Here is a 13,381-nt window from a genome sequence, read left to right as displayed (position 1 = left end):
GAGTTACGGTGGCCTGGTGACGATCACCGGGTTCTTCTCCTCCTTCGAAACGGGTGATCCGCAGCCGGTGGATCCGGCCTTGCGCGTCGGCACCGGGCCGCGTTCGTCGCCGACTGCCAAGCCTGGCGTCGGGTTCACGGGCGCGCACGCGCTCCGCTACGAGAACACGCTGCGCGCGACGCTGTTCGAAGTGGACGTCGAGGTCACCGGCCACACCGAACTGTCCTATGTGGTCTTCCCCGAGGCCGAGTCCGACGTGCCCGGCTATCGCAGCACCTTCGTGGCGCTGGACGTCGAGTTCGACGACGGGACGTCGGCCGGGTTCAGCGCCACGGAGCAGGGGCTGGGCAAGACGCTGTACGTGGACCAGTGGAATCTCGTGCGCCGGCGGCTGGGTGAGTTCGCCGGACGGCGGATCACCCGGATCGTCCTGGTCAGCGAACCGCCGGACGGCGAGAGCGCGGGCTGGGTGGACGACGTCCGGCTCACCGAGCGCACGATCGAGAGCCGCGAGCCCGTCGATCACGTCCGCACCACGCGCGGCACGCATTCCAGTGACAAGTTCTCGCGGGGCAACAACTTCCCCGCGACGGCGATCCCGCACGGCTTCAACTTCTGGACCCCGGTCACCGACGCGAGCGCCACCAACTGGATCTACAGCTACCACCGGCACAACGACGCCGCGAACCGGCCGGCACTGCAGGCGTTCGCGCTGTCGCATCAGCCGAGCCCGTGGATGGGCGACCGGCACACCTTCCAGGTGATGCCGGGCATCGGAGAGGTGGAGGCCGACCGGTCCCGCCGCGCGCTCGCGTTCTCCCACGACGACGAGATCGACCGGCCGCATCACTACGGTGTCCGGTTCGCCAACGGTGTCACCACCGACATCGCCCCGGCGGATCATGCGGCGCTGTTCCGTTTCACCTTCCCGGGTGATCGCGGCTGGCTGCTGTTCGACAACGCCCGCAACCGGGGTGGCTTGCGCCTGGACGCGGCGAACGGCGTGGTCACCGGGCACACCTGGGTCCGCAGCCGGTTGTCGGCCGGGGCGCGGCGGATGTTCGTGTACGCCGAGTTCGACGTCCCGGCCGAACGCGGCGGGAGGATCCGTCGTCCGGTGTGGCGCACGGTGACCGGGTTCCTGGAGTTCGCCGCAGGCGAGGTGACGATGCGGATCGCGACGTCGCTGATCAGCCTCGCGCAGGCGAAGCGGAACCTCGACCAGGAGATCCCGGCAGGCACGAGCTTCGAGCAGGTCCGTGACCAGGCCCGTGCGCGGTGGTCCGAGGTGCTGGACCGGGTGGAGATCGAGAGCGCGACCGAGGACCAGCGCACCACGTTCTACTCCAACCTCTACCGGCTCTTCCTGTATCCGAACTCCGCGCACGAGGACACACCGAAGGGCGTCCGTCACGCGAGCCCGGTCATCCGCCGCCTCTGGCCCAGCTCACGCACCAGGACCGGCGCGAAGGTCGTGGACGGCGAGATGTACGTCAACAACGGCTTCTGGGACACCTACCGCACCACGTGGCCCGCGTACGCCCTGCTCACCCCGGGCCGGTGCGGGCGGATGATCGACGGGTTCGTCCAGCAGTACCGCGAGGGCGGCTGGATCTCGCGCTGGTCCTCCCCCGGCTACGCCAACCTCATGACCGGCACCAGTTCCGACGTGGCGTTCGCCGACGCGTACCTCAAGGGCGTGCGCGGCTTCGACGTCGAGGCCGCCTACGAAGCGGCGCTGAAGAACGCGACCGTGACACCGGGCGGCCAGAGCGTCGGCCGGAAGGGGCTGCACGAGTCGATCTTCCTCGGGTTCACGCCGACGTCGGTCCACGAAGGCCTGTCGTGGGCGCTGGAGGGCTGCGTCAACGACTTCGGCCTCGCCAACTTCGCCGAGGCGCTCGGACGGAGCGACGACGCCGTCTACTTCCGGCAGCGCTCGCAGCAGTACGCGAACCACTTCGACCACTTGATCGGGTTCTTCCAGGGCCGCAACCGAGACGGGAGCCGTCATTTCGGCGCCGCGGGTTACGACCCCGAGGCATGGGGCGGCGACTTCACCGAGACGAACTCCTGGAACACCGCGTTCTCCGTTCCCCACGACGGCGCCGGGCTCGCCGCGCTGCACGGCGGCACCGAAGCGCTGGAGTCCAAACTGGACACCTTCTTCGCGACCCCGGAGACCGGCCGCAAACCGGGCTCCTACGGCGGGCTGATCCACGAGATGACCGAGGCCCGCGACGTCCGGATGGGACAGTACGGGCATTCCAACCAGCCGTCGCACCACATTCCCTGGATCTATCACCACGCGGGCGCGCCGTCGAAGACCCAGCGGATCGTGCGGGAGGTCCTGCGGCGGCTCTACGTCGGGAGCGACCTCGGCCAGGGTTATCCGGGCGACGAGGACAACGGCGAGATGTCGGCTTGGTACGTCTTCGCCGCGCTCGGGTTCTATCCGCTGGCGATGGGCAGCCCCGAGTACGTGATCGGCTCGCCGCTGTTCACGAAGGCGACCGTCCACCTGGAGAACGGGAAGGACCTGGTCATCGAGGCGCCCGGCAACACGGAGGACACCGTGTACGTCCAGGGGCTGACGATCGACGGGCAACCGCACGACAGCGGCACGCTCGCGCATTCCGTGCTGGCCGAGGGCGCGGTGCTGAAGTTCACGATGGGCGAGCAGCCGTCGGAGTGGGGCCGCTTCCCCGCCGAGCCCGCCGCGCCGAGCCCGCTCACGGACATCACGGTGGCCGACGGCTCCCTGTTCGACGACACCACCAAGACCGAGATCACCTTCCCCGGGCGTGAACCCGTCATCGAGTTCCCCGTCGAGGACGCCTCGCGCGAGGTGGTGATGTACACGCTGACCTCGGGAAGCCGGCGGGGTGATCCGCGGTCGTGGGTACTGGAGGGCTCCGACGACGGCGAGCACTGGACGCTGCTGGACCAGCGCGAGGGCGAGAAGTTCCGCTGGCGCCGTCAGACGCGGCCGTTCGCCCTCGCCGGGCCGGTGAAGCACGCCCGATACCGTCTTCGCGTCACCTCGTCCACCGCCCGGCGGGTCACCCTCGCCCAAGGAGAGCTGCTCGCCCGATGATCTCCCGCATCACCCAGGCCACGACCGACCGTCTGGTCGCCTCCGATCCCGGCTTGGTCCGGCTCCGGCTCGGTTTCTCGGCCGTGCTCAGCATCGTGGTCGCGGTGCTGGCGATCCTGCCGTTCCATCAGCCGCTCACGGTCGTCCTCGTCGCCGCGATCGCCGCGATGACGTCCGCCTTCACCGTCAACGACGAGACCCCGGGCCAGCAGGCGGTCACCCTGGCGTTGGGACTGGTGCTCGGCGCGGCGTCGCTCACCGCGGCGAGCGTGGGGGCGGCGGTGCCGCCGCTGGACAGCATCGTGTTCGTGTTGCTGATCTTCGTCGCGGTCTACGCGCAGCGATTCGGTTCGCGCGGGATCGCGCTGGGTTCGCTGTCGTTCTTCCTGTTCTTCTTCGCGATGTTCCTGCAGACGCATCTGAAGCAGGTCCCGGTGCTGCTGCTGGCACTGACCATCGGGATCGCGGCCAACGCGGTGGTCCGGTTCGTGCTGCTGCGACGGCATACCGACGCGGAGTTCCTGCGGATCCGGCGCGCGTTCCGGGCCCGGCTCGCCGCCGTGGTGCGGGCGGCGGAGGACCACCTGGCGGTCGGCGGCAGCGAGCGCACCCGCAAGCGGCTCCGCACGACGAACGCCCGGATGCACGAGTCCGTGCTGCTCATCGAGGACACCGCACCGGAGGTGACCGGCGCGGATTCGGTGAACCGGCTGCGCCGCCGGGCGATCGAGGTCGAGCTGGCGGTGCAGTGGCTGACGATCACGGTGCAGCGCACCTGCGCGGAGGATCTCGACGACGACGTCCGCGACGATCTGATCGCGCGGATGCGGCGGTTCCGGTCGCTGATCGAGCGCGACCCGCGAGAGCTGCCGCTGATCAGCGAGACCGAAGAGTTCAGCAAGATGCTGGTGGAAGGCAGCCGGATCGACGAGCACGCCGCGCCCGGCGACGGCGTCCGGCGCGCGCTCGCCGAACTCGCGCTGGCCGACGTCCGCGCGCAGCGGGTCGCCGAGCACGACGTCTCCGATGCCGCCGACGATCCCGAAGACCCCGACGAGGAGAAGTCGTCGGCGTTCGCCTACGACAACCAGACACGTAGCGCCATCCAGGCCGTGGTGGGCGGCGGGCTCGCCGTGCTCGGCGGGGAGCTGGTGTCGAGCCAGCGGTGGTACTGGGCGGTGCTGACGGTGTTCGTGGTGTTCATCGGCTCGTCGACCGCGGGGGCGACGTTCGTCAAGGGGGTCCGGCGGATCGGCGGCACGCTGATCGGGATCGTGGGCGGGCTGGTGCTGACGCTGCTCGTGTCCGGCAGTGTGCCCGCGACGCTGGCGCTGATCCTGGTGTGCGTGTTCGGCATGGTCTACATGGCGCGGGTGTCGCAGGTGATCATGGCGTTCTTCATCACCAGCATGCTCGGGCTGCTGTACAGCCTGCTGGGGACGTTCAGCCTCGAGGTGCTGTGGATCCGAGTCGCGGAGACCGCCGTCGGCGCGGCGGCCGGGGTGCTGGCGGCGGTGGTGATCGTGCCGGTGCGCACGCGCGCGGTGATGCTCGACGACGTCTCGGCGTTGCTGGAGGAACTGGACGAGTTCGTCGAGAAGACCGCGGGCCTGTTGTCCGGCGCGGAGAACGTGAGCGTGATCGAGAAGTCGCGTGATCTGGACCGGGCGGTGGCCAAGGTCCGCACGACGATCGAGCCGCTGACGCATCCGGTGAACCTCAGCAGCCGCCGTGACTACGGCTGGCACGTGCTCACGACGGTGGAGACGATCGCCTTCCGCGCCCGGCACGTCGCGGCGCGGTCGCAGGCGGGCCTGCTGCTCAACGAGGCGGACCGGCTCCTGCTGTACACCGGGCGGATCCGGACGAACATCGCCGTGCTGCGGGAGGCGATCGGTGATCCCGGCGGTTCGGGGCACGGGACGCTGGTGCGGGACGACGGGACACCGGTGGCGGACCGGATCGACGATCCGCGGGCGCGTTCGGTGCTGACCAGTTTCGGGCATCTCGACGAGACGGTGATCGCGCTGGGGCGGGTGTTCGGGGTGGAGGCCACGGATCCGGCTCCGTCCGGGAAGTCGTGACGACCTCGGCCGAGTCACGTGAAGGCCCCCTTCACCGCGTCTAGCGCGGTGAAGGGGGCCTTCACGTGACTTCAGTTCTTCGGTTTCGGGCAGTTCTTCCACGAGAAGTGGTAGGTGGTCTTGATGGAACCGTCGGTCGAGTCCATGGTGACGAAGCTGGTGGTCTTCTTCGGATCGGAAGTGCCGACCGCGGCCCGCAGTTCCGTGTTGATGTTGAAGTTCCGGTCCTCACCACAGGGTTTGTAGACGATGGCGCCGACTTCGATGTTGTCGGTGAACTGCCAGTTGTCCTCGAACGGGCCTTTGAGGCTGTGGTTCACATACGACGTCGGCGAATTGCCTTGGAAGTAGTAATTGGCCCGTTCCAGTCCGGTGGCTCCCGCCGCCAAGGACGCGAATCCGCGGTAATCGGTGCCCGCGATACCGTAGGTGAATCCCTGCGGTACGTGGACATAGAGGTTGAGCTGACAGTTCTTGCGCAGATCGGTCGGTTTCGCGCCGACGCCGACCTGTGCGGTGTATTCGCTGTAGGTGACCGTGAACGCGGTGTTGTCCGGTGATACCGAAACGGCCGCCGTACCGGGTTTGCATCCGGTTCCGTTGACCGTCACGACATCGATGACAATCTTGTCGGCCGGTAACGGGGGCGGCACCCAGGCGTTCGGGGTGACGACCGAGGAGAAAAGCGTTACGGCAGCGACCAGCACGTTGAGCATGGGATCCTTCCCAAAGCTTCGACACGGCGGGATCGGGGGATTCAGCGAGGCGATTTCCCCGCCGTCCGCCGGAAATGGGGTCGTCGAGAAGACTCGTCGCCGCCGGGCAGGGGCGGCGACGAGCGGTGAAGTCCTCGTTCAGAGCGGCCAAGGCCCTGACCGGGCATGGGTGGGACGGCCTTCTTCCGGACCGGGAAGCAGGCCGTCACCCTGGAGGAGAGGTCAGGAGGTCGGGCAGGTCTTCCACGAGAAGTGGTAGGTGGTCTTGAAGGCGCCGTCGGTGGAGTCCATCGTGATGAAACTGGTGGTCTTCTTCGGATCCGACGAACCCGCGCCGACCCTCAGTTCCGTGTTCACGTTGAGATTCCGGTCCTCGCCGCACGGCTTGTAGATGATGACGCCACCTTCGGCCTCGTCACGGAATTGCCAGTTGTCCGAGATCGGCCCGTTGACGGGATGGCTCACCTGTGCGGTCGGCGAATTCCCCTGGAAGTAGTAATTCGCCCGCTGCAATGCCTTGGCGCCGGATTCGAGCGAGGCGAAACCGCGGTAATCGGCGCTGGCGATACCGTAGGTGAATCCCTGCGGCACGTGGATGTTGAGGTTCAGCTGGCAGTTCTTCCGGAAGTCGGTGGGCTTCGAGCCGACGCCGACCTGCGCGGTGTATTCGCTGTAGGTGACCGTGAAGGAAGTGTTGTCCCTGGCGACGGCCACCGCGGACGAACCCGGCGGACAGCCGGATCCATTGACGGTGACGACGTCGATGACGACCCGATCGGGCGGCGGCCCGGGCGGCGGGGACATACTGTTCGGCGTTATTATCGACGAGAAAAGAGATACGGCGGCAACCACTGCATTGAGCATGGGGTCCTTCCCAAAACTTCCACACGGGGGGCGGGGAACTGGGCGGACTCATGTTAGCGAGTCGATCATCACGATGCCGCCCGCCGATCGGACGAAACCGTCTCGGCAATCGGTTCATGAAAACACATTATGGACTGTAACCGTTTTCCGGAGTCATTGAGAACACCGTCGGCACCGGAAAACACCATTAGATTCGCACGATATGGAAAATGCTTTCGCGGCTTCGCCGTTGACGATTTCGTGGAGACAAGCCGGCGGTCGCCGTCGCGGATCTCGCTCTCCGTACTGCGCATGGTGTTCCATCCGTTTCGTTCGACTCCTTCGCGGTTAGATGCCAAATGATTAGACATCAAACCCTTAGATTCATGCACTATGCTCCTGACGTGCAGAAACCCACCGCGGCACCCATCGGGGTCGTCCTCGCCAAGACCGCCAAATCCGTCGGACGCGCCTTCGATCCGGCACTGGCCGCCGACGGGGGCTCACAGCCCGTCTGGCAGATCCTGATCACACTGAAGACCCGGCACGTGGCCAACCAGCGAGAACTCGCGGCCGCGGTCGGCATCCAGGGCGCCACGCTCACCCATCATCTGAACGCCATGGAGAGTGCGGGCTTGATCACCCGGCGGCGCGCTCCCGACAACCGGCGGGTGCACGTGGTCGAACTCACCGACGAGGGTGAAACCGTCTTCCACCGGCTGGCGAAGGCTGCGATCGCGCACGACAAACGGATCCGGGCCGGATTCAGCGACGACGAGATCACCACGCTGGCCGCGCTGCTCTCGCGACTCGCCGCGAACGTGACCGCCGACGGCATCGATCAAGAAAACAGTGACTGGACGCACCCGGACGGCGACTCGGGACAGGACTAGCATCGCGGTACAAAGTCGATGTCGCCTCAAGCTGGAGAACCGCAATGACCCAAGCCCCTGTCAACGTCACCGTCACCGGTGCGGCCGGCCAGATCGGCTACGCGCTGCTCTTCCGCATCGCGTCCGGTCAGCTGCTCGGCCCGGACACCCCGGTGAAGCTGCGGCTCCTGGAGATCCCGCAGGCGGTCAAGGCGGCTGAGGGCACCGCGATGGAACTCGAAGACGGCGCGTTCCCGCTGCTGTCGGGCATCGACATCTTCGACGACCCGAAGCAGGCCTTCGAGGGCGCGAACGTCGCCCTGCTCGTCGGCGCTCGTCCCCGCGCGAAGGGCATGGAGCGCGGCGACCTGCTCGAGGCCAACGGTGGCATCTTCAAGCCGCAGGGTGAGGCCATCAACGCCGGCGCGGCGAGCGACATCAAGGTCCTCGTGGTCGGCAACCCGGCCAACACCAACGCCCTCATCGCGCAGGCCCACGCGCCGGACGTCCCGGCCGACCGCTTCACCGCGATGACCCGCCTCGACCACAACCGCGCCCTCGCGCAGCTGTCGAAGAAGCTGGGCGTACCGGTGACCGAGCTGAAGAAGGTCGCGATCTGGGGCAACCACTCCGCGACCCAGTACCCGTCGATCGCGCACGCCGAGGTGTCCGGCAAGGCCGCCACCGAGGTCATCACCGACCAGGCGTGGCTGACCGACGACTTCATCCCGACCGTCGCCAAGCGCGGCGCGGCGATCATCGAGGCCCGCGGCCTGTCCTCCGCGGCGTCGGCCGCCTCCGCGGCGATCGACCACGTCCACACCTGGGTCAACGGCACCCCGGAGGGTGACTGGACCTCGGCGGCGGTCGTGTCCGACGGCTCCTACGGTGTCCCCGAGGGCCTGATCTCCTCGTTCCCGGTCACCGCCGCGAACGGCGAGTACAAGATCGTCCAGGGCCTGGAGATCGACGACTTCTCGCGTGCCCGCATCGACGCCTCGGTCAACGAGCTGGCCGAAGAGCGCGACGCGGTGAAGAAGCTCGGCCTCATCTGAGCCTGAACCACCTCACGAAGGCGGCCGTGTCCCCCGGGACGCGGCCGCCTTCCGGCTTCGATCTCGTGAGTGCGGCGCACCCGTCCTCACCACTCACGACACAATGGGCCCGTGCACCTCGACGAGCTCCTCACCGGCCAGCCCTCGGAAGTCCTCACCCGGGCCCTCGAACTTTCCCCCGCCGAGCGCAAAGCCCTCGTCCCCGAACTCCTGGCCGCCTTCAAGGACAGCCGCGAGTTCGTCGAGATCAAGCCCGACACCTACGGCGCCCGCAACCCGCTCAGGGCCCAGCAAGCCGCGACCGCCCTCTGGACCGCCCTCCCCGCCAGCGACCCCCTGCTGCGCAAACTCTGGATCCCCTCACCCACGATCCTCGAACGTGTCCTGCAGGACCGCTCGCTCACCGAACGCAAGACGATCGCGCTGCGCATGATCGGCCACCACACCGCCTGGGAGGCCATCCGCCGCATGATCCTCGATGGCGACCTCGAACCCATCCGGACACCGGAGTACCACGCCGCCTGGTTCCGCTGGGCCGGACGCTTCGGCGGGAAACCACTCGCCGAACGGCTCCGGACCGAACGCGAAGCCCTCACCGAAATCTGGGAACTGCTCACGATCGAAGGCAACGGCGACGGCAGCTTCGCCGCCTTCGACAAGTACGTCCGCGACGAGGACAAATGGTCCACCGCGCTGCTCGAACTCACCGAGACCGGCGAACTCGACCGCACCCGGCTCCTCGACCTCACCTTGGACGTCCTCGCCCGCGACTTCGCCGCCTTCCGCGCCCAGTGGTACTCCGCGCTCCACGAAGCGCTCGCCCCCACCCCGGACGAACGCACAGCGGCTCAACACCGCTACGCCCGGCTGTGCGGAAGCAGCCTCCCCCGCACCGTCTCCTTCGCCGTCAAAGCACTGTCCCTTGTGGACAAACAAGGCACACTGGACGACGAAGTCGCCCTCCAGCACCTCCCCGCCGCGGCCGCCGGACGCGGCGCCGCCACCGCCAAACTCGCCCTCAAACTCGCCGGCCGCATCGCCGACCGGCGCCCCGAACTCACCGGCCTCGCCAACGAAGTCTTCGAAGCGGCAATCACCCACGACGCCTCCGACGTCCGCGCCATCGCCACCGCCCGGCTCGGTGTCACCCCTGAGGCACCACCCGTCATCGAGACCACCGAGTACCCGGAACCCAGCCGAACGCCGTGGGACCAGCGCAAAACGCTGACCGTCCCGCTCGAAGTCCCCGACACCCCGGCCGCGGTCGCCGAAGCCCTCTCCTCCCTCCTCGCCGACCCCGACCAGGCAGACCTCCTCCTGGCCGCCCTCGACGGCGCCCACCGTGTCGCCGGCGAGCTCCAGGACGCCCTAAAACCGCTGGTGAAACGCGCCGCCCGAATCGTCGACCAGCAGTACAGCGCGGCGGTACCGAAGATGATCGCCACCCTCGTCCTCGGCCTCACCGGCCGCGACGTCGCCCCGCTACCGCAGGTCGACGGCTGGCGCCGTCCCCTCCACCACCGGATCACCGCCCTCCTCGAAGGCACCGCCGTCCCCGTCTCCGCCGCCACCCACCATGGCGGCTGGCTCGACCCGGTCGTCTTCGTCGCCCGCATGCTCGAACACCCCGACGCGGCAGAAGACGACGTCGCCGACGCACTGCTCCGGCTCGCCCCCGACACGAGATCCGCGGCCCTCGCGCTCGCCGCGGATCTCACCGGACCGCACGCCGACACGATCCGCTACGCCCTCGGCGGACCGGCCATCGACCACACGGGCTGGACCGCCCTCGCCGCAGCCCGCGCCCGGCACCCCGAATCCGCCGACCCCGCCGCCGCACTCCGCGGCGAACCCGGACCGCCCGTCACCTGGACGGCGAAAGCCGGCCTGACCGACTACGGCTCGAACACACTGAACGTCGAACAAACCCCGGAACCCGTCTCACCGGGAGTTCCCTGGCTGGGCATCCCGTTCGAGAGCCGGGCCCCCGAATGGCTCGGCTTCACCGAATGCCACGAAGCGGTCTCCTCCCCGTACGACCGCGACCACCTCGAAGCCACCGTCGCCGGGAACCTCTACTTCAACGACATCGAAGTCGGCTATCCCGTGGAGAAGGCCGCGCTGCCACCGTTCCTCGACAGCCCCTCGGTACCGGGCCTCCCCGGCACGATGCTCCTCGCCACCACTCTCGCACTGAAACGCCCCGCCGCCGTCCAACTCGGGACCGACGCCGTGCTCACCCTGCTGGAGCAGCGGATGCTCGGCCCCCGCGCGCTCGGCGAGGCGCTGGGCGTACTCGGCTCGCAGCTCATCATCACGCGGCTGGCACCCCGGCTCGCGACCGTCGCGAACGAACACCCCATCGCCGTACTGTCCACACTGGACACTTTGCTGCCGAAGCTGGCGCCCTCCCACCGCGGCATCTTCGCGCTGCTGGAGCTCGCCGCGGACCTCGTGGACCGTGGAGCGGGCACGATCAGCGCCGAAACGAAGGAATGGCTCGCAGGCTTCAAGGGCAGCTCGAAAGCGGCGAAGGCGGCGTCACGCCTCGGCGGCTGACATCCGGGCCGCCAGCACGTGCGAACAAGGCCCTCGGTTCTCCTGGTGCTTGGCCCACCACGCACACGTGCATCCGGCGGGCGAAAGCCGGACACGCTGTACCGAGCCCGCGCGGATGATCTCGTAGCCGCCGTCCGGCAACATACGGACGGCTCCGGCGGCAACGAGCTCCCGGGCTTTCGCCAGCCGGCCGTTCGCCGGAGCAGCGCCGCTCGGGAGCTCGCGTGGGAACCACGTGCCGTCGACGACGTCGTGCCCGGCGCGCCCCGCGACGAGTTCCGGTGCTTCGAGCCCCGCCGCCAGCGCGTTCAGCCACCCGCCTTCGCCCGAGAAACCGCGGGACGGCTCCGGCGACAACGTGACGACGAGCCGCGCACGCTCCAACCGAAGCACCCAAGTCGCGACCTCGCTGTCCGGTCGCGTGTAGACGGTCAGCCCCTCGACGAACCGGGTGAGCGGCTCGACGATCCGCAACCGATGGAGCCCGGTCGCCGGAATCGAGTCCCGGCCCGGCCGTGACGTCAGCCGGAGCCCACGGCCCGACGCCACCGCCCAAGACTTGCCGACCGAAGTGGGGAGCTTCCGCAGGAAGTTCCGCGCCTCCGTCTTGTCCAGCTCCGCCTTCTCGACCGCACTCGCCGTGACAGCGGCGACCTCGGCGAAACCGGACACCCAGCGATCCGGCAACGGCACCACGGACTCGTCGTTCTGCCCGTCAAGAGTGCGGAGACGGATTCCTTCGCCGCGAACAGTCAGGTGCAACGGATCCTGTGCGACGACCCCGGCCAGGACCGTCCGCGTCGCCTCGGACAGGTCCACATTGGTGCAACCCTTACCGAGCTCACCCGCCTCCAGCAGATCGAGCCTGGCGTAGACACCGCAGCACGGCGAGAAAGCCTCCGCTCGCAGCGTCGTCCGGTCCGCGGTGAACACCGGATCGGACTCGGCGATCAATCGCTTCACCATGGACGGCGGCGTCCAGAACCGGGTGCGAGCGACCTTCCCCAGCACGAGCAGCGCCTGGGCCGCCTGCGCTCCGGGCTCCAGAAAACCCTCGAAAAGCACGGACGTCGGGGCGTCCTCTTCCAACTGCTCCAGCAAGACCTCGGTGACCACCGGGCAACCCTAGCCAGGGCCCCCGACAGTCCTTGCGGGTTTTGCCATTGGCTTGAAGTTGATCTTGTCAATTGCCTGGCTGAATAGGTCGTTATACACTTTGAGCCTGACGACGCCGGTAGGCGCGTTGCTGGCACGCCCGCGAGCAGTAGTCCCGAGGCCTGCCCCGTCCTCCCCCGTCCAACGGCTTACCGCACACGACGCACTCCCCTCCCCCGGTTTCGTCACTGATTACCTCACTCCCCTGGCTTCGGACGAGCGCCTCGATACCGTCAAGGGTCCTCCGCAGGCCGAATTCGAAGGCGTCCAGCGGAGCATCCATTCCTCCGGCCTTCCACAGCCGCTCCAGCGCCGGATAGCGGTCCAGGCGCTCGAAGAGGGACTCGCGTTCGCTCCACCAGCGCTCATGGGTCACCCCCGTGCGCCGCTGGAGCTCCGCGGCCTCCCCCGCCTGACGCGCGGCCGACTCGACGAATCCGCCCACCAGGTTCACCACGGCGATCACTTCCGCCGGCGCCAAACCGCTACGCGAAGCCACGTCCAGCGCGTGGTCGTAGCCGGCCATGATGTTCGGCCCCGGGAGGCGGCGGGAACCGGCGCTGTGGACCAGCCACGGATGCCTGTGGTGCATCTCCCAGGCTCGCCGCGCCCAGCGTTCGAGACCCGCTCGCCAGCCGAGCCCGTCCGAAGACCCCATCGGGAACTCGCCGTACACCGCGTCACGCATGAGCTCCACCAGTTCCGCCTTGCCGGGGACGTACCGGTAGAGCGACATGGTGGTGGTGCCGAACCGTTCCGCGACCTTGCGCATCGACAGCGAGGCGAGCCCTTCGGCGTCCGCGACCTCGACGGCCGCCGCGACGATCCGGCCGAGGCTCAACCCGGGCCGCTCCGGCTCGGACGTCCCCCACAGCAGCTCGATCGCGCGCTCCGGATCCGGCTGCGCGTCGTCTTCCGCCACCCGTTACTCCCTTGACGCTCTTCGCTCGTTCGTGTTTAGGTGATAAACCTCAGTATATCCCATATACCTCTCGCAGGA

9 protein-coding genes are annotated in these 13,381 nt (G+C 68.2%); 5 read left to right on the top strand and 4 right to left on the bottom strand.

What is annotated here, in order from left to right; genetic code table 11:
* Window positions 1–16 precede the first annotated feature (16 nt).
* Together DMC61_RS29630 and DMC61_RS29625 are read left to right on the top strand one after the other, a co-directional pair.
* Window positions 17–3,097, top strand: a complete 3,081-nt coding sequence (locus tag DMC61_RS29630) for a GH92 family glycosyl hydrolase (protein ID WP_125693189.1) — start codon at window positions 17–19, stop codon at window positions 3,095–3,097.
* Window positions 3,094–5,181, top strand: a complete 2,088-nt coding sequence (locus DMC61_RS29625; protein WP_125693187.1) for an FUSC family protein — start codon at window positions 3,094–3,096, stop codon at window positions 5,179–5,181. Before DMC61_RS29630 ends, DMC61_RS29625 begins: the two co-directional genes overlap by 4 nt.
* A 71-nt stretch (window positions 5,182–5,252) precedes the next feature.
* On the opposite strand, the gene DMC61_RS29620 is transcribed toward DMC61_RS29625, so the two are convergent.
* On the bottom strand, window positions 5,253–5,897 hold the full coding sequence (locus DMC61_RS29620; RefSeq protein WP_016334429.1) for a DUF4360 domain-containing protein: 645 nt from the start codon (window positions 5,895–5,897) through the stop codon (window positions 5,253–5,255).
* Window positions 5,898–6,119: 222 nt separating this feature from the next.
* Window positions 6,120–6,761 carry a DUF4360 domain-containing protein gene (locus DMC61_RS29615; protein WP_063273945.1) on the bottom strand — a complete coding sequence of 214 codons (642 nt, stop codon included), beginning with the start codon at window positions 6,759–6,761 and terminating at the stop codon, window positions 6,120–6,122.
* A 383-nt stretch (window positions 6,762–7,144) separates the two neighbouring features.
* On the opposite strand from DMC61_RS29615, the gene DMC61_RS29610 reads away from it, so the two are divergent.
* From DMC61_RS29610 to DMC61_RS29600, 3 genes are all read left to right on the top strand, one after another.
* Entirely contained in the window at window positions 7,145–7,633 is a 489-nt protein-coding gene (locus tag DMC61_RS29610) for a MarR family winged helix-turn-helix transcriptional regulator (RefSeq protein ID WP_125693185.1), read from the top strand.
* Window positions 7,634–7,677: 44 nt separating this feature from the next.
* Window positions 7,678–8,667, top strand: coding sequence for a malate dehydrogenase (locus DMC61_RS29605; RefSeq protein WP_016334432.1), 990 nt, complete (start codon window positions 7,678–7,680; stop codon window positions 8,665–8,667).
* A gap of 111 nt (window positions 8,668–8,778) precedes the next feature.
* On the top strand, window positions 8,779–11,226 hold the full coding sequence (locus DMC61_RS29600; protein ID WP_125693183.1) for a DUF6493 family protein: 2,448 nt from the start codon (window positions 8,779–8,781) through the stop codon (window positions 11,224–11,226).
* Here the strand turns inward: DMC61_RS29600 and DMC61_RS29595 are convergent.
* Window positions 11,209–12,342, bottom strand: a complete 1,134-nt coding sequence (locus DMC61_RS29595; RefSeq protein ID WP_125693181.1) for an SWIM zinc finger family protein — start codon at window positions 12,340–12,342, stop codon at window positions 11,209–11,211. The genes DMC61_RS29600 and DMC61_RS29595 overlap by 18 nt on opposite strands.
* A 91-nt stretch (window positions 12,343–12,433) precedes the next feature.
* Window positions 12,434–13,303, bottom strand: coding sequence for a TetR/AcrR family transcriptional regulator C-terminal domain-containing protein (locus DMC61_RS29590; RefSeq protein WP_125693179.1), 870 nt, complete (start codon window positions 13,301–13,303; stop codon window positions 12,434–12,436).
* Window positions 13,304–13,381: the final 78 nt, after the last annotated feature.

The organism is Amycolatopsis sp. WAC 04169 (assembly GCF_003947535.1).
Classification (GTDB): Bacteria; Actinomycetota; Actinomycetes; order Mycobacteriales; family Pseudonocardiaceae; genus Amycolatopsis; species Amycolatopsis keratiniphila.
Note: the sequence above shows the minus strand (reverse complement) of the source record. Positions and strands in the feature narration are given on the sequence as shown.

Coding starts and splice junctions, on each gene's coding strand:
- DMC61_RS29625 (WP_125693187.1), top strand. CDS start 3,094: ATGATCTCCCGCATCACCCAGGCCACGACCGACCGTCTGGTCGCCTCC.
- DMC61_RS29620 (WP_016334429.1), bottom strand. CDS start 5,897: ATGCTCAACGTGCTGGTCGCTGCCGTAACGCTTTTCTCCTCGGTCGTC.
- DMC61_RS29615 (WP_063273945.1), bottom strand. CDS start 6,761: ATGCTCAATGCAGTGGTTGCCGCCGTATCTCTTTTCTCGTCGATAATA.
- DMC61_RS29605 (WP_016334432.1), top strand. CDS start 7,678: ATGACCCAAGCCCCTGTCAACGTCACCGTCACCGGTGCGGCCGGCCAG.